The organism is Kosakonia sp. LAM2021, from assembly GCF_016620385.1.
GTDB lineage: Bacteria > Pseudomonadota > Gammaproteobacteria > Enterobacterales > Enterobacteriaceae > Kosakonia > Kosakonia sacchari.
Genome location: NZ_JAENHT010000001.1, coordinates 823,922 through 845,305, shown reverse-complemented (window position 1 = coordinate 845,305; position 21,384 = coordinate 823,922). Strand labels below are relative to the sequence as shown.

At 50.4% G+C, this 21,384-nt stretch carries 22 protein-coding genes, 1 pseudogene and 1 riboswitch; of the genes and pseudogenes, 10 read left to right on the top strand and 13 right to left on the bottom strand.

Annotated elements, in window-relative coordinates; translation table 11 throughout:
- Nucleotides 1-49 precede the first annotated feature (49 nt).
- Both JKP81_RS04020 and mntP read left to right on the top strand, forming a co-directional pair.
- Nucleotides 50-508, top strand: coding sequence for a DUF986 family protein (locus JKP81_RS04020; protein ID WP_200550665.1), 459 nt, complete (start codon nucleotides 50-52; stop codon nucleotides 506-508).
- A 196-nt stretch (nucleotides 509-704) separates the two neighbouring features.
- Nucleotides 705-878: riboswitch (yybP-ykoY riboswitch) on the top strand.
- A 6-nt stretch (nucleotides 879-884) separates the two neighbouring features.
- Nucleotides 885-1,451, top strand: coding sequence for a manganese efflux pump MntP (gene mntP / locus JKP81_RS04015; RefSeq protein ID WP_200550664.1), 567 nt, complete (start codon nucleotides 885-887; stop codon nucleotides 1,449-1,451).
- On the opposite strand, the gene rlmA is transcribed toward mntP, so the two are convergent.
- The 6 genes and pseudogenes from rlmA to mgrB form a co-directional block, all read right to left on the bottom strand.
- Complete coding sequence (gene rlmA, locus JKP81_RS04010) at nucleotides 1,448-2,263, bottom strand: 23S rRNA (guanine(745)-N(1))-methyltransferase (RefSeq protein ID WP_200550663.1); 816 nt, start codon at nucleotides 2,261-2,263, stop codon at nucleotides 1,448-1,450. The genes mntP and rlmA overlap by 4 nt on opposite strands.
- A gap of 140 nt (nucleotides 2,264-2,403) precedes the next feature.
- Nucleotides 2,404-2,613: a transcription antiterminator/RNA stability regulator CspE gene (cspE, locus tag JKP81_RS04005; protein WP_001062678.1), complete on the bottom strand. Its 210-nt coding sequence runs from the start codon at nucleotides 2,611-2,613 to the stop codon at nucleotides 2,404-2,406.
- 12 nt (nucleotides 2,614-2,625) lie between these two features.
- Nucleotides 2,626-2,767, bottom strand: a pseudogene (locus tag JKP81_RS04000) (DUF2627 domain-containing protein).
- 511 nt (nucleotides 2,768-3,278) lie between these two features.
- Nucleotides 3,279-4,268 (bottom strand): MBL fold metallo-hydrolase, encoded by a 990-nt coding sequence (locus JKP81_RS03995; RefSeq protein ID WP_200550662.1) that lies wholly within the window; start codon nucleotides 4,266-4,268, stop codon nucleotides 3,279-3,281.
- An 18-nt stretch (nucleotides 4,269-4,286) separates the two neighbouring features.
- Entirely contained in the window at nucleotides 4,287-4,574 is a 288-nt protein-coding gene (locus JKP81_RS03990) for a YebO family protein (protein ID WP_200550661.1), read from the bottom strand.
- Nucleotides 4,575-4,648: 74 nt separating this feature from the next.
- Nucleotides 4,649-4,792, bottom strand: a complete 144-nt coding sequence (gene mgrB, locus JKP81_RS03985; RefSeq protein WP_017456969.1) for a PhoP/PhoQ regulator MgrB — start codon at nucleotides 4,790-4,792, stop codon at nucleotides 4,649-4,651.
- A gap of 161 nt (nucleotides 4,793-4,953) precedes the next feature.
- On the opposite strand from mgrB, the gene JKP81_RS03980 reads away from it, so the two are divergent.
- On the top strand, nucleotides 4,954-5,193 hold the full coding sequence (locus tag JKP81_RS03980; protein ID WP_097399583.1) for a YobH family protein: 240 nt from the start codon (nucleotides 4,954-4,956) through the stop codon (nucleotides 5,191-5,193).
- A 51-nt stretch (nucleotides 5,194-5,244) separates the two neighbouring features.
- Here the strand turns inward: JKP81_RS03980 and kdgR are convergent, their stop codons facing one another.
- Nucleotides 5,245-6,036, bottom strand: a complete 792-nt coding sequence (gene kdgR / locus JKP81_RS03975; protein WP_045511376.1) for a DNA-binding transcriptional regulator KdgR — start codon at nucleotides 6,034-6,036, stop codon at nucleotides 5,245-5,247.
- A gap of 177 nt (nucleotides 6,037-6,213) precedes the next feature.
- On the opposite strand from kdgR, the gene JKP81_RS03970 reads away from it, so the two are divergent.
- Nucleotides 6,214-7,587, top strand: coding sequence for an MFS transporter (locus JKP81_RS03970; RefSeq protein WP_200550660.1), 1,374 nt, complete (start codon nucleotides 6,214-6,216; stop codon nucleotides 7,585-7,587).
- A 188-nt stretch (nucleotides 7,588-7,775) separates the two neighbouring features.
- On the opposite strand, the gene htpX is transcribed toward JKP81_RS03970, so the two are convergent.
- The 4 genes from htpX to JKP81_RS03950 form a co-directional block, all read right to left on the bottom strand.
- On the bottom strand, nucleotides 7,776-8,657 hold the full coding sequence (htpX, locus tag JKP81_RS03965; protein ID WP_131409617.1) for a protease HtpX: 882 nt from the start codon (nucleotides 8,655-8,657) through the stop codon (nucleotides 7,776-7,778).
- A 191-nt stretch (nucleotides 8,658-8,848) separates the two neighbouring features.
- Nucleotides 8,849-10,897, bottom strand: a complete 2,049-nt coding sequence (gene prc, locus JKP81_RS03960; protein WP_200550659.1) for a carboxy terminal-processing peptidase — start codon at nucleotides 10,895-10,897, stop codon at nucleotides 8,849-8,851.
- A 19-nt stretch (nucleotides 10,898-10,916) separates the two neighbouring features.
- Complete coding sequence (gene proQ, locus JKP81_RS03955; protein WP_131409613.1) at nucleotides 10,917-11,603, bottom strand: RNA chaperone ProQ; 687 nt, start codon at nucleotides 11,601-11,603, stop codon at nucleotides 10,917-10,919.
- A gap of 96 nt (nucleotides 11,604-11,699) precedes the next feature.
- Entirely contained in the window at nucleotides 11,700-12,197 is a 498-nt protein-coding gene (locus JKP81_RS03950; protein WP_200550658.1) for a GAF domain-containing protein, read from the bottom strand.
- 132 nt (nucleotides 12,198-12,329) lie between these two features.
- Here JKP81_RS03950 and yebS point away from each other — a divergent pair, with 132 nt between their 5' ends.
- The 5 genes from yebS (at nucleotide 12,330) to JKP81_RS03925 (ending at nucleotide 18,386) form a co-directional block, all read left to right on the top strand.
- Entirely contained in the window at nucleotides 12,330-13,613 is a 1,284-nt protein-coding gene (gene yebS, locus JKP81_RS03945; RefSeq protein ID WP_200550657.1) for a membrane integrity lipid transport subunit YebS, read from the top strand.
- Nucleotides 13,582-16,215: a PqiB family protein gene (locus JKP81_RS03940; RefSeq protein ID WP_200550656.1), complete on the top strand. Its 2,634-nt coding sequence runs from the start codon at nucleotides 13,582-13,584 to the stop codon at nucleotides 16,213-16,215. The genes yebS and JKP81_RS03940 overlap by 32 nt, the downstream gene beginning before the upstream one ends.
- Nucleotides 16,216-16,293: 78 nt before the next feature.
- Nucleotides 16,294-17,733 carry a 16S rRNA (cytosine(1407)-C(5))-methyltransferase RsmF gene (rsmF, locus tag JKP81_RS03935; RefSeq protein WP_200550655.1) on the top strand — a complete coding sequence of 480 codons (1,440 nt, stop codon included), beginning with the start codon at nucleotides 16,294-16,296 and terminating at the stop codon, nucleotides 17,731-17,733.
- A 116-nt stretch (nucleotides 17,734-17,849) separates the two neighbouring features.
- On the top strand, nucleotides 17,850-18,089 hold the full coding sequence (locus JKP81_RS03930) for a YebV family protein (protein WP_017456958.1): 240 nt from the start codon (nucleotides 17,850-17,852) through the stop codon (nucleotides 18,087-18,089).
- A 105-nt stretch (nucleotides 18,090-18,194) separates the two neighbouring features.
- Entirely contained in the window at nucleotides 18,195-18,386 is a 192-nt protein-coding gene (locus JKP81_RS03925) for a YebW family protein (protein WP_017456957.1), read from the top strand.
- On the opposite strand, the gene pphA is transcribed toward JKP81_RS03925, so the two are convergent.
- Nucleotides 18,387-19,031: a protein-serine/threonine phosphatase gene (pphA, locus tag JKP81_RS03920; RefSeq protein WP_200550654.1), complete on the bottom strand. Its 645-nt coding sequence runs from the start codon at nucleotides 19,029-19,031 to the stop codon at nucleotides 18,387-18,389. It lies immediately after the preceding gene.
- A 174-nt stretch (nucleotides 19,032-19,205) separates the two neighbouring features.
- Here pphA and JKP81_RS03915 point away from each other — a divergent pair, with 174 nt between their 5' ends.
- Nucleotides 19,206-20,153, top strand: coding sequence for a VirK/YbjX family protein (locus JKP81_RS03915; RefSeq protein WP_200550653.1), 948 nt, complete (start codon nucleotides 19,206-19,208; stop codon nucleotides 20,151-20,153).
- 269 nt (nucleotides 20,154-20,422) lie between these two features.
- On the opposite strand, the gene JKP81_RS03910 is transcribed toward JKP81_RS03915, so the two are convergent.
- Nucleotides 20,423-20,776 (bottom strand): hypothetical protein, encoded by a 354-nt coding sequence (locus tag JKP81_RS03910; RefSeq protein ID WP_200550652.1) that lies wholly within the window; start codon nucleotides 20,774-20,776, stop codon nucleotides 20,423-20,425.
- Nucleotides 20,777-21,384 lie beyond the last annotated feature (608 nt).

The following is a 21,384-nucleotide window of genomic DNA, read 5'->3' as shown; positions in this document are numbered from 1 at the left end:
ATGTGATAACCGGGGGCTTGCCCCCGGTTTTTTTATGTAAGGAGAAACAATGACGATTACGGATATCGTATTGGTACTGTTTATCGCCGCCCTGCTGGCTTTCGCTATCTATGATGAGTTCATCATGCCGCGCCGCATGGATACTACGTTCCTGGCGGTTCCCCTGTTACGCAGAAGCCGTACCGATGGGGCTATTTTTGTCGGCTTACTGGCGATCCTCATCTATAACAACACCGCCAATGGCGGTTCATCATTAACCATGTGGTTATTATTTGCACTGGCTTTGCTGGGCATTTATCTATTCTGGATCCGCGCCCCCAAAATAATCTTTAAAAGGCGTGGTTTTTTCTTTGCTAATGCGTGGATTGAATATAGCCGTATAAAAGAGATGAATTTATCGGAAGATGGTGTGTTAGTAATGCAATTAGAACAACGACGTCTGCTTATTCGCGTAAGAAATATCGACGACCTGGAAAAGATATATGCTGTTTTACTTAAAACTCAGTAAGTTAGGATTTCATAACACGGAGATCGCTCCGCGCGAGTAATCATCAGATTTATAGCCATTGCTATGTTGATGGGCTGATGTACTTATATTTATTAACGTAATTTTCACCGATAAATCTAAATGCTAATCGTTATCGATAAGTAAACAACATTATATATTGCTGTTGTTGTTTTATATTCTCAAAATATGTTAAGGTGCGTCCGTCGTTGGGGAGTAGCCGATTTCCATTCCCTGGAAATGTACGTGTCAACATACTCGTTGCAAAACGTGGCACGTACGGACTGAAGACATCAGTCAGGCGAGACCATTGGCACATCAACTGCTGTTTACTGGGGGCAGAGATGTGTTATATGGAACTCCCGGTCAGGATGCTCACATGAATTTATCCGCCACTCTTCTCCTCGCTTTTGGCATGTCGATGGATGCTTTCGCTGCTTCTATCGGTAAGGGTGCCACCTTACATAAACCAAAATTTTCTGAAGCATTGCGCACCGGTCTTATCTTTGGCGTGATTGAAACCCTGACGCCGTTGATTGGCTGGGGGTTGGGGTTGCTGGCCACGAAATTTGTCCTGGAATGGAATCACTGGATAGCGTTTGTGCTGCTGGTATTTCTTGGTGGCCGGATGGTGCTTGAGGGAATACGCGGCGATGACGACAATGAAGCGGAAACACCCCATCGCCATGGGTTCTGGTTGCTGGTGACCACCGCAATTGCTACCAGCCTCGACGCGATGGCTGTTGGCGTTGGCCTCGCTTTCCTGCAAGTCAATATTCTCGCAACTGCGCTGGCGATTGGTTGTGCCACGCTGATTATGTCGACAACAGGGATGATGATTGGCCGTTTTATTGGCCCGCTTCTGGGAAAGCGAGCCGAAATTCTCGGTGGGATTGTGCTGATTGGTATTGGCGCGCAGATCCTGTGGAGCCACTTTGCCGCTTAGTTTTCCCGCTGTAAGCAGTGAATTGTAAAATCAGTCTGGCAGTGGAATTGCTCCATTGCCGCTAACTTTTCCCACACTTCCCGTTTTGCCCGCCAGGCAAAAGGCGTCATTTGCAATAACGCAACGGCTTGCTGGCCCGTCAATGTCATCTCATAAGAGAGTGATTGCTGTTCCAGCAGTCTGAACCCTGCGATTTCGCCGCTATTTTCCGCATGCAGATGCACCTCATCATAAATAAGCCCCTTTAATTCCATCAGGTGTTGCGGTCCTGGCGATGCGGTGATGACAATACCTTCTGGTTTCATTACGCGCGCCAGTTCTTGCGCTTTGCAGGGTGCATAGATACGCACCAGACCGTCAATGCAGCCATCTTCAAAAGGTAAACGATGGCTGGATGCAACACAGAACATGATCGCCGAATAGCGCTTCGCCGCCGCACGGATAGCCGCTTTTGAAACATCCAGCCCAAGTATTTGTGCACCATGTTGCTGTGCAATCGCGGCAAATGCCTGGGTGTAATACCCTTCCCCACAGCCTATATCGAGCACCGCATCGGCTAACGGCGGTAGCCGCGCATGCAAAATGTCACTAATTGCATCACGCAATGGCTGATAATGCCCTGCATCGAGAAAAGCGCGGCGCGCTTGCATCATCTCCGCATTGTCACCAGGATCCTTCGAGCGTTTATGCTGAACGGGCAAGAGATTGACATAACCCTCTTTCGCAATATCAAACTGATGCCGCTGCGCGCAAAAGAAGGATTTATCTCGACGGTGCAAAGGTGCGTGGCAGAGCGGACAACTGAAAGCCATAAAAACTCCGGGGCGTTCTTAAAGGGCGAAAGTGTACCGCCATTTGTTATGCCGTGGAAATTAAAAAGCCCCGCACTAAGGCGAGGCTTTATGTCTGACATTGATGCGCTACATGCGCTTCAAGCTCAGGGGTGTCGAAATCAGATAGCAGTTACGTTAACTGCAGCCGGGCCTTTCTGGCCGTCCTGAATTTCAAACTCAACGTTCTGGCCTTCGGCCAGAGTTTTGAAGCCGTTACCCTGGATTGCAGAGAAGTGTACGAATACATCTTTGCTGCCATCAGCCGGAGTAATGAAACCAAAACCTTTAGACTCGTTGAACCACTTAACTTGACCTTTAATCTTTGCCATTTGCAAAATTCCTTAATGTATATACTTCGCCCGCAGGCATTGACTGAGAAAACTGAGACATTACTGCTTGAGGCACTAATATAAGGTTCGGCAGAGAAGCTGTATTCAACGAAACGTGTTTACTCAGGACTTCTTTACTGAAAATGCCACACATAAACAGAACTGTACCTCGATTGACCCAAAACGTGTTATCACATAATACGTAAATTATGGCAAGCCATTTTTAAACATGTCTGGATCCGTCGCACAAATTCAACGGCCATCAAGACTTGTTGTGCACGATTATGCATAACATTGAACGCTATAACAGCCGCGCTGAACACCAAAAGCAATGCTCAAAGAAGCGAATTTATCACTATAGCTCAATAAGTTCCGTTGCTCCACGGCAGTTACCTCCTCGCTATGCATATAGCGTATATCGTAAGAACTTTTTGCGCATACTTATGCTTTTTTCATAGTCCAGGAAGATTCTTAAACAAATATATGCGTCGGAGAAACTATTACCTCAAACCGCTATGGATATTTCTTGTGCAAATAAGCAAAGTTGTGCACCAAAATAATGAAATTATGATGACACTGCCTCATAAAAAGGCAAAGAAAACGTTTCGATAAAAATAAAACAACATGATTATAAAAGAACTCATCTTTTTGGCAGGAGGTCTGAATTAACAAAGGGGTAAATACTGGCCAATTTTTAAGATCCGAAAGTTATCATTCTCTGCAGCCGTTTCGCTTAGCGCCTCCTGTAACTCTTTTACAGGTTCATCAAGCGATTCGTCCGCCAGCTCAAAAACGCCCCAATGAATGGGAACAGCAAGTGGTGCTCCCAGTTGCTGCCACAATGCAACAGCGCTTTGCGGATCCATATGGTTCATCGCCATAAACCAGCGTGGCGCATAAGCGCCAATTGGCAACGCGATAGTATCCAGTTGACCTAACCGTAGAGGAATGGTGAGTAATTCTGGCGTGTAACCTGTATCACCAGCAAACCAAAAACGTTGCGTTGATGATTCAATAACCCAGCCGCACCACAATGAGCGATTGCGATCCCATAATGTGCGCATGCTCCAATGTTGTGCAGGCACCGCGGTGTAGGTCATTCCCTGAAAGGTAAAACTTTGCCACCAGTCTAACTCAGTAACATGCTGCGCACCGCGGCGGCGAAGCCAGTTGCCCACCCCCAAAGGTACAAAGAAATGCACATCAGGAAAGCGACGCAGCAGCGCACGCACCGTCCACGCATCCAGGTGATCGTAGTGGTTGTGAGAAATAAGAATCGAGTCCAGCTGCGGAATGTCGGCAATCGCGAGCACTGGCGGTGTACGCCGCTGAGGACCCGCAAAACTAACAGGTGAGGCACGGTGGGAAAAGACGGGATCGGTGAGGAGATACTGGCCCTGCAGGCGCAAGAGCATACTGGCATGGCCTAACCACCAGAGGCCATCATCATCACCAGTAATATTGGCTTTTTGCCACCACTGTTCGATAAACCCCGGGTAACCGCTGGAGGGTGGTCTGGGAAGACCGGCGGCTTTGCGCTCTTTTCGCCAGCGCTTAACATCTCCGGCTTGATGGGCGGCAGATGCCGAGTTGTTAAAACCTTCCGGCGTGTGGTGCGAGATTGGAGGATCGTACCAGGGGTTTTTCCACACCATCTCGCACTCCCAGGCAAACTAGCGCTCGGCGACCAGGCGAATGAAATCATCATCGCCTTTTTCTTGCACTTTTACTGGTTCAACCGCTTCGTCCTTTTCAGGTTCATTTGACTCGCACAAGCGGCGCAGCAAAGCATTTTGTCGTTTTTGCTGATCCAGCAGAGCTTCAAGTAACTCGATTTGTTCATTCGTGCGTGAACTGGCGCGATTGATAAAGAACCACAAAACCAGACCGACAAGCAGAACCACCAAAGAAAGGACTATGGACGCAAGGTTGATCGCGCCTGAATTTAATACTTCGTTCATTTCACCACCTCTATATAGACGCGGCATTCTACCACTGACGTCAAGGAAGGAAATCTCTCACTGAAAAAATGCCATTACCAGGGGATGAATTTATTGATGACGCAGATGCCGCTGAAGAATTGTACATCCTGATCACACATTACATTAAGCATTTGAGTCCAGAGCAGCAGGCAGACTACCAATACGGCAGCCAGAATCAGCCATCTATATTTTCTCACTCCACTCTCCGATACGTTGCAAGGTGTAACCAGGTTATCATGGCTTCCTTAAACCGCGACTAACTGTATCTCCTTTCGGTATTTTTAGGAATGCTGGACTTGTTTCACCAGGTAAATACCGTAGCCTTATGATACAGTCTACCGATATGCAAGGAGCAAATATGCGTACACTCATACGAAGCGTTATCATTCTGGCGCTGCTGTGGATTGGGCTCTTGCTGAGCGGTTACGGGGTACTGATTAACAGTACGGAAAACGCGGCTGGGCTGGGTTTGCAATGTAAATATGCTACTGCACGGGGCACCAGCACCGCACAATATGTACATTCCAGTAATGGTTTTTTTGGTCTGGCAAACTGCCCGCTGTTGCGTAAAAGCGATACCGTAGTCGATAATGGCTAACCGTTTGCACAAGAAAAAGCCGCCTTTTCAGGCGGCTTTTTTTGTCTTCATTCAGAACGGATAGTCGTTATAACCCATCTGTTCGGAAATTTTACGCGCGGCATTGTGCAACATTTCAACATACTCATGCAGACGTTCTTCTGAAAAGCGCAATGTCGGGAACGAAATACTTAAACCTGCGATCACAACACCGAAACGGTCAAAAACCGGTACGCCAATACAGCGTAAGCCCTCTTCCTGCTCTTCGTTGTCTTCGCCATAACCCTGCTGACGCACAATATCCAGCATCGGCAACAGATCTTCAGTACTGGTGATAGTACGCTCAGTGCTGCGCTTATACTCAACACCTTCAAGAATCTGCTGCACTTCTTCACGATCGCGCCAGGCCAACAGGACTTTACCAATTGCGGTACTGTACAGCGGGTTACGACGACCAATGCGCGAATACATACGCAGATTGTACATTGAATCAATTTTATGGATGTAGACGATGCTATCTTCATCCAGCGCGCCCAGGTGGATGGTCTCTTTCGTCAGACGAGAAAGCTCACGCATTTGGATATCCGCACTGCGGATCAAATCAACGTTTTGCAATGCGCGCGCGCCAAGCTCAAATAGCTTCAGCGTCAGGGAATATTTTTCAGACTCCCCTTCCTGCGCGACATAACCTAGCGATTTCATGGTTTGCAAAAAGCGATAAACGGTGCTTTTCGACATCATGACACGTTGCGAAAGCTCGGTGATGCCGATTTCACGCTCTTCTCCGAGCGCCTGCAGAATGCCAAATACCTTCAATACAGAAGAGACAGAATCTGGCTGCTTGTCCAAATCTGCGATTGCCATTAATCACCTCATCGCCTGTGTTTTATAAAATTCAGAATCGGTTTTTATTATAAATTCGTCATCCGGTCACCGCAATGCGCGTTTGTCAACTTCGTTACAAATCTGCGACATAAAACCGGAATGCCAATGATAGAATTATTATACAAATAACTTTGTGACATTAGCCCTGAAATTTCCATGGATAAAACTTCCCTTGATGGCTTGCCCATTCCACAGCGTTACGGCGCAATTCTGACAATTATCATTGGCATCGCCATGGCCGTGCTGGACGGCGCAATTGCTAACGTTGCGCTACCGACCATAGCAAGGGATCTGGATGCTTCCGCTGCCAGTTCAATCTGGATTGTTAATGCCTATCAAATTGCAATTGTCGTTTCACTACTGACCCTTTCATTCCTTGGCGATATGTTTGGTTATCGCCGGGTTTATCAATGCGGCCTGGTACTTTTTACACTTACCTCGTTACTTTGCGCGCTTTCCGACTCATTATTGACCTTAACTTTGGCGCGCGTTGCGCAGGGCTTTGGCGGTGCAGCGCTAATGAGCGTTAATACTGCACTCATTCGGCTAATTTATCCCCATCGAAGCCTGGGGCGCGGCATGGGCATTAACTCATTCGTTGTCGCCGTCTCGTCCGCAGCAGGACCGACCATTGCAGCGGCTATTCTTTCTGTTGCCTCGTGGCAATGGTTATTCCTGATCAATATGCCTCTGGGTATTCTCGCCTTGCTGTTGGCGATAAAATTTTTGCCACCCAATGCGACACGCACTGCAAAACCCAAATTCGACCTGCCCAGCGCGGTGATGAATGCACTGACATTTGGTCTGCTAATCACAGCCCTTAGCAGCTTCGCTCAGGGGCAATCCACGACGTTAGTGTTGGTGGAATTGGTCGTATTGTTGCTGATTGGCTCTCTTTTTGTTCGCCGGCAATTGAAATTACCCGTGCCTTTATTACCTGTAGATTTGCTGCGGATCCCGCTTTTCTCTCTGTCGATTGGTACCTCTGTGTGTTCATTTTGCGCGCAGATGCTGGCACTGGTTTCCCTGCCCTTCTTTTTGCAGACGGTACTTGGGCGCAGTGAAGTGGAAACGGGGTTGCTGTTAACGCCCTGGCCGCTGGCGACAATGGTAATGGCTCCGCTGGCAGGCTATCTGATTGAGCGCGTTCATGCCGGGCTTCTGGGTGGGTTGGGAATGGTCATGATGGCGGGCGGGTTATTTGCGCTAGCGCTGCTTCCATCAGCACCGGCAGATATCGATATCATCTGGCGAATGGCGTTATGCGGTGCAGGTTTCGGCCTGTTTCAGTCGCCCAACAACCACACGATTATCACTGCCGCACCACGCCAGCGCAGCGGCGGTGCCAGTGGCATGCTGGGTACGGCGCGTCTGCTGGGACAAAGCTCCGGTGCTGCACTGGTAGCGTTGATGTTTAATCTTTTTGAAACGCACGGGACGCATACCTCGTTGCTGCTGGCAGGAACGCTCGCCACGGTTGCCGCCATAATCAGCAGCTTACGGATCACACAGCCGCGCGCCAGTGAGTAAAAAATCGCTTGTATAGCAAGCCATAGAATGGTGTCGCAGGAATTACCCCCTGCACGTTCTGTTGGCTTAAAACCCAGAGGCAGTATGGCAACACCAGAATCTGTTGCTTACCGCGTTCACAGAACGTGGTTTTCAATTGGCAATAAAAAACGCGTCATTCGACGCGTTTTTTAATTCCAGATCGCCTGTTATTTCAGATATTCGCCAGAACGCAATGCTTCAATACGTTTGTCCAGCGGCGGGTGAGTCATGAACAGTTCACTCAGCGATTTTGACTTACCATTGATACAGAAAGCCATCATGCTGCTTGCTTCCTGTGGTTCATAGCTGGTTTTCAAACGCTGGAGCGCAGCAATCATCTTCTCACGACCCACCAATTTTGCAGACCCGGCATCAGCATGGAATTCGCGGTAACGCGAGAACCACATGGTGATAATGCTCGCCAGAATACCAAACACCAGCTCCAGCACAGTTGCAACAGCGAAGTAGATCAGCGGGTTACCGTTAGTTTCTTCGCCATCATCGCGGTTGCCACTGAGGAAACCTGACGCAATCTGCGCAATGATGCGTGAAATGAAGATAACAAAGGTGTTCACGATACCCTGAATCAGCGTCATGGTGACCATGTCGCCATTCGCAATGTGGCTGATTTCATGGGCGATAACGGCTTCGGCCTCATCACGGCTCATGTTTTGCAGCAGACCGGTGCTGACTGCAACCAGCGAAGCATCACGGCGCGCACCGGTTGCGAAAGCGTTGATATCCGGCGCATGGTAAATGGCTACCTGCGGCATCGCGATACCCGCCTGGCGGGACTGCTGAGCAACGGTGTCCATCAGCCAGCGCTCCATATCGTTACGTGGCTGTTCAATCACTTCACCACCAACAGATTTCAGCGCCATCCATTTCGACATCAACAGCGAAATGAACGAGCCGCCAAAACCAAACAGCAGCGCCATAATTAACAAGCCCTGAACGCTGCTCGACTGAATGCCCGTCAGGCTAAGTACCAGACCAAACACCAACATGACGGCCAGGTTAGTCAACAGGAAGAGCGCGATTCGCATCATAATTTTCTTTTAACCTCGACTTAACAAAACGCACTATGCGATTACCCACATCGTATGGGCATAGCGGGTATTTTCAAGCATCAGAGCGGCGTAAGTCACGAGAAAAACACAACTTTACATTTTGTAGTACGTTGCTTACGCCAGAGACGATTTGTTAAAAAACAGGCACAATTTCTTGTGCCTGTTTTATTTTACTTCGCGGGAGCGGGTTGTTCCGCTGATTGATCTTTTTCCAGATGCGCGAGATCCAGGGCAATATGAACCGTTTCATCGAGATACGGATCGGGCTCCTGATAATCCTTTGGCAAATCGTCCAGTTTTTTCAGTAGCGGCTTGCCTTCGCGTTTGAAGCGATCGTTGAGACGAGAGAGACGAATGGCATCATCTTCTGCATTCTCTTTCTCACGCTGCGCCAGGTTAAGAGAAACGATATTACGTTTATCTTTCAACGCATCGAAACGCGCAATGTCCTTCATGATGTACTGGAACTCAGGATCTTTAGCGATCCGTTCCTCATGATCTTTGAGCAGCTCCGCACCAAACGGTTTCAAATCGCCAGACTTCACGAACGTAGCCGCGTTGATGCTGTCCCACGGCAATGCGTTGTCTTCAAATTTTTCACCAGTTTCAGTAACCTGCGTTCCCGTCGGCATAATAATGTCCGGCGTTACACCTTTGCGCTGCGTGCTCCCACCGTTAACACGATAGAATTTCTGGATGGTGTACTGTACCGATCCCAGCGCGGGCCACTCAGGACGAAGCATCTGATCGTAAATACGGTTGAGCGAGCGATATTGCTGAACAGTGCCTTTACCGAACGTCGGTTCACCGACGATCAGCGCACGGCCATAGTCCTGCATTGCCGCGGCAAAGATTTCGGATGCAGAGGCGCTAAAGCGGTCAACCAGCACCACCAGCGGGCCTTTATAATAGACCACGCCATCGGTATCGCTGTCTTCACGCACTTTACCGTTGTTATCACGTACCTGTACCACCGGGCCGGACGGAATAAACAGACCGGAGAGCGATACCGCTTCTGTCAACGCGCCGCCGCCATTAGTACGCAGGTCGATAACCACGCTGCTAACGTTTTGTTTTTCAAGTTTTTGCAACTGGACTTTGACATCGTCAGTCAGACCAACGTAGAAGCCAGGGATGTCGAGAACGCCAACTTTTTCTTTACCGACGCTCTTCACTGACATTTTCACTGCGCGGTCTTCAAGGCGAATCCGTTCACGCGTCAGTGTAACAATGCGCGTTTTGGTGCCCTTGCCCGCCGGCAGGATTTCAAGGCGCACTTTACTCCCTTTTGGTCCTTTAATCAGTGCAACCACATCGTCAAGACGCCAGCCGATAACATCGACCATGTTCTGCCCGGTTTGCCCTACGCCAACGATACGATCGCCAACGCTGATGGCTTTGCTTTTCGCTGCCGGGCCACCCGCGACCATAGAGTTGATCACGGTATAATCGTCATCTCCCTGCAATACCGCGCCAATCCCCTCAAGAGACAGGCTCATCTCGGTATTAAATTGTTCGGTATTACGCGGAGAGAGGTAGTTGGTGTGCGGGTCGATTTCACGCGCAAAAGAGGTCATGGCTAACGAAAATACGTCTTCGCTATTGGTTTGCGCTAAACGACGAATCGCAAACTTATAGCGACGCGTCAGCGTTTCGCGGATCTCTTTCTCGTCTTTCCCGGTCAGCTTCAGACTAAGTTCATCATACTTAACTTTGCTGTCCCAGAGCGCATTCAGTTCCGCTTCATCTTTCGGCCATGGCGCTTTGCTACGGTCGAGATTAAAGGTGTCATTACCGGAAAAATCCATCGGACGCTCAAGCACTTTCAGCGCGTACTGGTAGCGCTCAAAACGACGCTTCTGCGCAAGGTTGTACAGGTCGTAAAATACGTCCAGTTTACCGCTGCGCAGCTCGTCGCCAATCAGGCCTTTTTTCTGTGAGAACTGTTCGACATCGCTCGCCAACAGCACATTGTGGCTATAGTCGAGCAGATTGAGATAGCGATTGAAAATCTTCGCCGAAAAAGCGGCGTCTAAATCAAACTGACGGTAGTGAGAGCGGGTAAAACGCGAGGTTACGCGTTCGCTCACCGTCGCGTGCTGGGTCTCTTCCTTTAATACCGGAATTTGATCGGCACGGGTAATATCTTCCACAGCCAGAGCGTGACCTGTTACAAATAACAGACCAGCCAATGCTGTGCGCTTAAACAAAGTGTTCATGCCAGGCCAGGCCTCCGTTTCAGAACATTAAATGTTCTGCGCGTACAATCATCGACATACCCGAGCTAAGCTGTACGCGAACGCCATCTTTCGTGATTTCCAGCACCGTGGCGTCCATCGCATTGTTCCCTGCTTTCACCTTCAGGTTTTGACCAACGCTCAGTACAGATAAATCTGAAACTGGCGTATGGCGCTCTTCCTGCTGAGGTGCACGCTGGGTTTTCGCAACAGGTTTGTCAGTACGAGGTTTGCGTTCAGCACCCTCTTTACGACGCGGAGCCGGGCGGGCTTTACGCTCACGGCGCGGCGCCTCTTCTTGACCTGCGGCAGCAGCGGCTTCTCGTTTTTTAGCTTGCTGTTCAGCACGTTGTGCCTGAACGCGTGCTTTGGCTTCTTCAAGCTGTTTGCGGGCGTGTTCTACATGTTGCTCATCCAGCACGCCACAAGCGTTGCCATCGAGATCCACACGCGCCGCACCAGCTTTGATACCGTACAGGTAACGCCAGCTTGAAGTATAAAGACGTAAAGCGGAACGAAGTTGGGTTTTGCTGAGATTCATCTCACCCTCAACACGCTCGACGAGATCCTGAAAAATACCGATTTTCAGGGGGCGTGCTTCGCCTTCAGCACTGAAACAGTGAGGGAAACGTTCGGCCAAAAAAGCGATAACTTCTTTACTGCTATTCAACTTAGGTTGATTTTCCATGAAATTTCCTGATTACAACGGACGTTGCCAACAAGCGCAGGCATGAACAGGCGTCATTATAATGACGCTATCGGTAAATGCTACGTTATCCGTTGATTATCCTGCGACGGGTGCAAAGATTTTTTGATAATCGGTCGCCGCAAGAACGTTTTCAAGATGCGAAACCAGCTCGCGCAGCCCCTGTTCATCCTCGGCGGTGAAGCGAGAAAAGACGACGCTGTCGATATCCAGCACGCCAATAATCTGATTGTTTACCGCTACCGGCAGTACGATTTCAGAATTACTTGCCGCATCGCAGGCGATATGTCCATCGAACTGATGCACATCTTCTACACGCTGTACGCGGTTTTGCGCGACTGCAGCGCCACAAACCCCGCGCCCAACCGGAATGCGCACACAGGCAATTTTCCCCTGGAACGGCCCTAATACTAGCGTATTCGCTTCCAGAAGATAAAAACCCGCCCAGTTCACCCCATCAAGGCGTTCAAACAACAGCGCGCTGGTATTCGCGAGCGTCGCTAAAAAACTGGTTTCACCTGCCATTAACGCCTGAAAATCGCGGTTTAAGTCCGCGTAAAATTCTGTTTTGTTCATTGTCCAACCATTTTGGTGTCTTACTTCGAAAAACTGCTTAGCCTATTAAAATAAGCATTAAATGCGTTGATGCTCAAGATGTTCCATTCATGAGTTAAGATAGATCCATCTAAACATTTTCTGATACCCGTAATGGCACTAAAGATACAACAAATTACGCCGGGGAAAAAAATCGCCGTTCATCGCGTGGGCGAAGCGCTGCCACGCGCACATTACCAGCGCTGTCCCCAGTGCGATACGCTTTTTGCGTTACCGGTTATGAAATCGCACCAAAGCGCATTTTGCCCCAGTTGTGATGCCAAAGTCCGTGATGGACGAGACTGGTCTTTAACGCGCCTCGGTGCGATGGCGGTGACCATGATCCTCTTGATGCCCTTCGCGTGGGGTGAACCGCTGCTGCATCTTTATCTGCTCGGTGTGCGCATTGACGCCAATTTGTTGCAAGGCATCTGGCAAATGACCGCGCAAGGCTCGCCCATTACCGGCGCGATGGTGCTGTTTTGCACCGTTGGCGCGCCGCTGGTGCTGGTTACGGCTATCGCCTATTTATGGCTTGGCAACATCCTCGGCATGAATCTGCGCCCCGTGTTGTTAATGCTGGAAAAACTGAAAGAGTGGGTGATGCTGGATATCTATCTGGTTGGCGTTGGCGTCGCCTCTATTAAAGTGCAGGACTACGCCTACCTGCAACCTGGTATCGGGTTGTTTGCGTTTGGTGCGCTCGTAATTTTAAGCGTAATGACGCTCATCCATTTGAACGTTGAACAGCTATGGGAGCGCTTTTATCCGCAACGCCCGGCAAAACGCCCCGATCCCAAATTGCAGGTTTGTTTGGGCTGCCATTTTACCGGTTTTCCCGACGTTCGCGGTCGCTGTCCACGCTGTCATATTCCTTTAACCCATCGCCGTAAACAGAGTTTGCAGAAATGCTGGGCGTCACTTATCGCCTCGTTGATCTTTCTGTTCCCGGCGAATCTGCTGCCGATCTCCGTTATTTACGTCAACGGCACACGACAAGAAGATACGATTATGTCGGGGATTATTTCGCTGGCGCACAGCAATGTTGCCGTGGCAGGTGTGGTGTTTATCGCCAGTATTCTGGTGCCGTTTACCAAAGTGATCGTGCTGTTTACACTGCTTCTTAGCATCCATTTCAAATTTGAACAGGGGTTACGCACTCGTATTTTACTTTTGCGCTTTGTGACCTGGATTGGGCGTTGGTCGATGCTCGATCTGTTTGTCATTTCACTAATGATGTCACTGATTAACCGCGACCAACTCCTCGCTTTTACTATGGGACCCGCTGCGTTTTATTTCGGTGCGGCGGTAATTTTGACTATTCTTGCTGTGGAATGGCTGGACAGCCGCTTACTTTGGGATGCACATGAGTCAGGAAACCCCCGCTTCGCCGACTGAAGCGCGTATTAAAACAAAACGGCGCATTTCGCCTTTCTGGTTGCTCCCGGTCATCGCCCTGCTCATTGCGGGCTGGCTTATCTGGAGCAGCTATGAAGATCGTGGCAACACTATCACGATTGATTTTATGTCCGCCGATGGCATTGTTGCAGGACGCACCCCTGTTCGTTATCAGGGCGTTGAAGTCGGCACGGTGCAGGACATCCGCCTGAGTGAAGATCTGAAAAAAATCGAAGTCCGCGCCAGCATCAAATCCAATATGAAAGATGCACTGCGCAGTGAAACCCAGTTCTGGCTTGTTACACCGAAAGCGTCGCTGGCGGGCGTTTCAGGGCTCGACGCGCTGGTGGGCGGTAATTATATTGGCATGATGCCAGGCAAAGGCGAACCGCAGGAGCACTTCACCGCGCTGGATACGCAACCGAAATATCGCCTGAACAACGGCGAATTAATGATCCATCTTCATGCCCCGGACTTAGGGGCGCTGAACAACGGTTCACTGGTCTACTTCCGTAAAATCCCGGTCGGGCGCGTGTACGACTATTCGATCAACGCTAATAAACAGGGCGTGACCATTGATGTGCTGATTGAACGCCGTTTTACCAACCTGGTGAAAAAAGGCAGCCGTTTCTGGAACGTTTCCGGTGTGAAAGCCGATGTCGGCTTGAGCGGTGCCAAAGTCGAACTTGAAAGCCTGGCCGCGCTGGTCAACGGCGCCATCGCGTTTGACTCCCCCGACGCCTCGCAACCCGCCGCCCAGGACGACGAATATGGCTTATATGAAGATCTAGCGCACAGCCAGCGCGGCGTACTGGTGAAACTCGATTTGCCTGGTGGTCAGGGATTAAAAGCCGGTTCCACACCGCTGATGTATCAGGGGCTGGAAGTGGGCCAACTGACTAAAATCGATCTCAATCCTGGCGGCGCTGTCAGCGGCGAGTTAACGGTTGATCCGAGTGTGGTGAACCTGTTGCGCGATAACACACGCATCGAAATGCACAATCCAAAAATCTCCCTGAGTAATACCAATCTCAGCTCCCTGCTGACCGGCAGCACGCTGGAACTGGTGCCGGGCGAAGGTCAACCGCGTAATCAGTTTGTTGTCCTGCCGGCAGATAAAAACCTGTTGCAGGAACCCGGCGTTGTAACCCTGACGCTCACCGCACCGGAAAGTTATGGTATTGATGCCGGGCAACCGCTGGTGCTCCACGGCGTACAGGTCGGCCAGGTGCTGGAGCGCAACCTGACGAACCAGGGCGTTACATTTGCCGTCGCGATTGATCCGCAGTATCGCGATTTAGTGCACGGCGACAGCAAGTTCGTCGTCAACAGCCGTGTTGATGTCAAAGTTGGGCTGGATGGCGTTGAGTTCCTCGCCGCCAGCGCTAACGAGTGGCTCAGCGGCGGCATCCGCATTCTGCCAGGTGCCAAAGGCGAGATGAAAAACAGCTATCCTCTGTTCGCCAACCTTGATAAGGCCCTCGAAAACAGCCTGAGCGACCTGCCCACCACCACGCTGACGCTGACGGCAGACACGCTGCCAGACGTGCAGGCTGGTTCGGTGGTGCTGTACCGCAAGTTTGAAGTCGGCGAAGTGATTACCGTGCGTCCGCGCGCGAATGCGTTTGATATCGAACTGCATATCAAACCGGAATACCGCAACTTGCTGACCAGCAATAGCGTTTTCTGGGCTGAAGGCGGCGCGAAAGTACAACTGAACGGTAGCGGTCTCACCGTGCAGGCCGCCCCGCTCTCACGCGCCATAAAAGGGGCTATCAGTTTCGATAACCTTAGCGGCGCCAGTGGCCGTGTGCGCAAAGGCGATAAACGTGTGCTTTACGCTTCGGAAACCGCGGCTCGCGCGGTCGGCGGGCAGATTACGTTACATGCATTTGATGCCGGAAAACTGGCGGCGGGTATGCCTATTCGTTATCTGGGAATTGATATTGGGCAGATTCAGGATCTGCAACTGATTACCGATAAGAACGAAGTCCAGGCCAGCGCGGTATTGTATCCGGAATATGTTCAGACCTTTGCCCGCGCCGGGTCACGCTTCTCGGTGATCACACCGCAAATCTCCGCTGCGGGCGTCGAACATCTCGATACCTTGTTGCAGCCCTATATCAATGTGGAACCAGGCCGTGGAGACGCGCGGCGCGACTTTGAGATTTCAGAAGCCACCATTACGGATTCCCGCTACCTTGATGGCCTGAATATCGTCGTCGAAGCGCCGGAAGCGGGTTCGATCAACATCGGCACTCCGGTGTTATTCCGCGGTATCGAAGTTGGCACCGTGACCGGCATGATGCTGGGAACGCTCTCCGATCGCGTGATGATCGGCATGCGGATCAGTAAACGTTATCAGCACCTGGTACGGAATAATTCGGTGTTCTGGCTTGCTTCCGGCTACTCGCTGGACTTTGGTCTTGTTGGCGGCGTGGTGAAAACAGGGACTTTCAATCAGTTTATTCGCGGGGGTATCGCCTTCGCTACACCGCCGGAAACACCGCTGGCACCGAAAGCGCAACCGGGTAAACACTTCCTGCTGCTCGAAAGCGAACCCAAAGAGTGGCGCCAGTGGGGAACCGCCCTGCCGCGTTAAGCCTGCAGGCTCCGGCGTGCTTGCGCCGGAGCCTTTATGTTACACTGCGCGCCTGTTTTTACTCCTGTGGTACGCACCGTGGCTCAAAACGCTGTCTATCTTCCGGATGAATTTCTGGCGCAAATGCGTCAAGCCATGCCGGAACATCTCTCGTTCGATGAATTTATCGCTGCCTGTCAACGCCCGCTGCGGCGCAGTATCCGCGTCAATACGCTGAAAATTTCCGTTAACGACTTTCTGCAACTGGTCGCGCCTTATGGCTGGCAATTGACGTCAGTGCCGTGGTGTGCGGAAGGTTTCTGGATCGAGCGCGATGATGAAGACGCATTGCCACTGGGCAGCACCGCAGAGCACCTGAGCGGCCTGTTTTATATTCAGGAAGCCAGTTCCATGTTGCCCGTCGCGGCACTGTTTGCCGAAGGGGAAATTCCGCAGCGGGTGATGGATGTCGCTGCAGCGCCCGGCTCTAAAACCACGCAGATCGCCGCACGGATGGGCAACGATGGCGCGATCCTCGCGAATGAGTTTTCCGCCAGCCGCGTAAAAGTATTGCATGCCAACATCAGCCGCAACGGCATCAGCAACGTGGCGCTAACACATTTTGACGGGCGCGTATTCGGCCCGGCATTGCCAGAAATGTTCGACGCTATTTTGCTTGATGCGCCCTGCTCCGGTGAAGGTGTGGTTCGTAAAGACGCTGACGCGTTAAAAAACTGGTCTGTTGCCAGTAACCTTGAGATTGCGGCCACCCAGCGCGAACTGATCGACAGCGCATTCCACGCCTTAAAACCCGGTGGAACCCTGGTCTACTCGACATGCACCCTCAATCGTGACGAAAACGAAGCGATTTGCCACTGGCTGCAGAGGCAGTACCCGGATGCCGTGGAATTTTTGCCGCTTGGTGAACTGTTCCCGCAAGCCAACCAGGCGCTGACCGCAGAAGGTTTTCTGCATGTGTTTCCACAAATTTACGACTGTGAAGGGTTTTTCGTCGCCCGCCTGCGTAAAACCGCCGCGATAGCGCCAATGCCTGCGCCGACGTACAAGGTTGGTAATTTCCCCTTTACCCCACTGAAACCCAAAGACGCAGCCCAGGTAGTAACGGCTGCTGCGCAAGTTGGCCTTCACTGGGGCGACGAGCTGCATTTATGGCAGCGGGATAAAGAGCTTTGGCTATTTCCGGCACAGATCGAGCCATTGATCGGTAAGGTCCGTTTTTCGCGTATCGGTATTCGTCTTGCTGAGACGTATAACAAAGGGTATCGCTGGCAACATGAAGCCGTTATTGCCCTCGCCGGCCATGATAACCCGCTGGCATTTGCGCTGACGCTCGCCGAGGCGGAAGAGTGGTATCGCGGGCGCGATATTTACCCGCAAAATCCCCCCACACGTGATGAAGTGATTGTCACCTTCCAGGGTCAGCCGCTGGGGCTTGCCAAAAAAATTGGTTCGCGTCTGAAAAACAGTTATCCCCGCGAACTGGTACGTGATGGGCGTTTATTCGCCGGTAATGCGTGACGGTGCGCTAAAAAAACGCATTTTTTGACTGGCGACTTGCTCAGTGTTGTACCAGGCTGAAATGTGGGTGATCTTACTGGTCATACCACATTTTTTGACGATCAACGGAGAGCATTATGACGAAAACCAGCGTGCGTATTGGCGCATTTGAAATCGATGATGCCGAGTTGCAGGGAGATAATCAGGGCGAGCGAACGTTACGCATTCCCTGTAGTTCTGACCCGGATTTATGTATGCAGCTTGATGCCTGGGACGCGGACACCAGCATTCCCGCGATCCTGAATGGCGAACACTCGGTGCTTTATCGCGAACATTACGATCAGAAATCTGATACCTGGGTTATGCGTCTTGCCTGACCCAAAGGGAACCCGTCCGCAAGACGGGTTATTTACCTGCCTGATTTCCCCTGCCCTCATTCATCCCCTACACTTATCGTTACGTTGTACAGCGCTGAGGATGGAATGTTCGCTCTGGTTTTATTTGTTTGCTACCTGGACGGTGGATGCGATGACATCGTAGTTGATGTCTATAACACGGAACAGCAGTGCCTCATCGCAATGAACGATCAGCGAATGCGCCACGGCGGCTGTTTTCCTGTAGAAGAGTTTATCGATGGTTTCTGGCATCCTGCTAACGAGTTCAGCGATTTCTGATCACTGAACCTGTACCAGCGTCAGTTCGCCGCCAAAAACGGCACCGGTATCGATATAGTGCTGATTGTGTCCATCAAAACGCTGCTTAAGCGGGGTATGACCAAACCAGAAATGATCGGCCCCCGTGATGCGATTACCTTTACCTGCCAGTAGCTGGTTAAGCCTGTCGCGCCGCCAGAGCACGGATTCGCTATCCACCTCCTGTTCCCACAGATACTCCTGTGCCGGGTAGTCTGCGTGGGCAATCACATTCACTTCTCCCTTGCAACGCAATTCCAAAATGTATGGCAATTCAGCGCAAGCACGCAGTGCTTCGAGCGCCTGTTGCTGCTGTGCTTCGTCAAGCGCGCTAAACCAGGTGCCGCCATTAAGTTGCCACATTGCCATCTCGCCGTAACGCAGTGCGTCGATAGCCATCTGCTCATGATTACCACGCACGGTTCGAAACCAGGGTTTCTTGAGTAATTCAAGACATTGCAGACTCTGCGGGCCGCGATCGATTAAATCTCCGACGCAGATGAGTAAATCCTGATAAGGGTCAAAGTGACGTTCCCGTAAGGCTTGCATCAAGCGCTGGTGGCAGCCGTGAAGATCGCCAACAATCCAAATATGCCGCCAGTGAATGCCGTCAATACGCTGATACATATTCATTCCCCCTGTCTCACCAGTATAGGAAAATCCTGTCCGAAGCGAAGAGAATCGGTTTTGTCTCTATTTCTAAATAGAACTTAAACAGAACGAAAATAAAGCCGGCAGCAAGGTTAATTTGTATTTCCCTGGCCTCTAAACTAAGCGCTGAACTTTTAGAGGTCTTTCTCCGTGTCAAATCCCAGCCTGCAAACAGAACTTAACTCAAATCATAATGCGCATATTATTTCCGACCTGGTAAGCGGACGTCTTGTGCCAGGGCCCATTTGGAAAAAACGTAATTACCGCATTAAGTTTTTGTTACGTTCGCTGCTGTTCTGGTCCTCCACAAACCGGATGCTTATCGCACTTTCGCAGCGCCCGGATTTTAGCCGCTTACTTGACGCGCAAATAACGTTGCCGAGCAAATCGCATCGCCAATATTTAACACTCGGGTTAAATGCTTCGCAACGTGCTGATGCCATCATCAGCCACTACGCCTGGCTTGATGAAAAAGTATCACCGAAACTGGCTGAAGCGCTGAGTTCACCCGTACCTGTGCAGCTAATTGAATTTACTGGCAAAGATGATGCGCGTTTTAGCGTCTATTCCTCTTGTGCCAGCAAAGCTGAGCGCGAGGGAGAAACCACCCTGTGGATGTATGATGGCGAGCAGACCTTGCTGGCAAGCGTGACCTTTAGTGTGGTTGGTGAAGAAGGCAATCGCGCGCTGGTGATTGGTGGTCTGCAAGGCCCGCGAAGGAACGTGAACCACGAAGTGATAAAGGTTGCCACTCGCGCCTGCCACGGTATCTTCCCGAAAAAGATGTTGCTTGAAGTCATAAGCCAGATTTCCCTGCTTTCGGGCGTTTCGGCAATGTATGGCGTCAGTGATAACGGGCACGTCTTCCGTGCATTGCGTTATCGCCTGAGCAAAGGCCGCCATTTCCACGCCAGCTATGATGAATTTTGGGCTTCAATTGAAGGCGAAAAAGAGAATGCATGGCGCTGGCGTTTGCCGGTGCAATTCGCACGTAAACCGCTGGAGGCAATCGCCAGTAAAAAACGAGCTGAATACCGCCGCCGTTTCGAGTTACTGGACGATGTGATTGCAAAAATTAACGGCTTATTTTCGGCATAAGAGCGTTAATCTGTAAACCTTCCAGCTAACCTGGTTTGCTGGAAGGTTTATATTTGTTAGTGCCAATTCTGGCGTTTTTCTATATCAAATCCTCTGAGTGCAGGAAGCACTTTCCTGATGCTTTTCGCCAATGGACAAAGTCAGCCCAACTGTACGTTATATAGCATTGCCCGAAGCACCGTGGAGTATTCCTGAGCCGCGACACTCCGTGCAGGATACAAGATACACGCGGAATATCTGATGATTATCGAGCTTCAATACCCGCAGGCCTAAAGGCAAATCTCGCTATTGAGTTTATTAAATGAATCAATCTCCCGACGGTATTCTCCAATCGTAAACGGATTTTTAGCAATATAGACAATCGGTCGCCGCGAGAACTTGAAACCAATAACGAAATGATTGGGTTCTGCGGAAATAAATCGGATACCCATTCTATGGCCAAGTTCAGTCTCTCCTGAGATGACACCGCAGATATAAGCATCTCCCGTATATTCATGTTGTGAAATTTCAGAGAAAGATACCGGCTTTGTAAAATCAATATTGCTATCACAAGTCGCTATCAATATTTCTTTTGACTGTTGATTGTTTGGTCTTTTGCCAAAATTTCCTTTACGGACTGGCACCTTCCCGGGACCAGTTCACTTTTCTTAAAAAAATCGATGACAGACTGCTCCAGCTCATTGCGCTTTATATCGCTCTGACTATGAGCCATCTGCACCACGGAAGCGAATAACATTACTAATAACATCTTTATTTTCATGATATGTGCATTCCCTTGAAAAGCCGGATCATCTTATCGGTTATATCGTCGTGATATTTAGATTTTTTTATAGCTTTGCTCTGCACGCTGCAGCCTCATGCGATAAGTTCTGCGAGCAGAATTCACTTTGACTTACGCGGACTGCCAGTACATCAGTGATGTGATGATATCAGGGACGTGTAGCTGATTCCCGAACCAGAGCGAGCAGGTCAAAAACGTTCGTTAAAACTAAAATACATCAAGCGAAACTATCAGCGGCTCCCCGATCAGAACCGCTTCAGCGTAGGTGCTTTTTCTTCTGTGCCTCGGGAAACCGTAAGTCCGGGGCACCTGACGGTTTACCCTGACTTGCTGGCAGGTTATCTGATGCAGCACATGGAGGACTCATTGTCCTGGTCATAAAAACACCGCAATCACATAAAAATACCTGGACGCACGCGGTGCAGAATATGTTATGGTTTGTGGCGATGT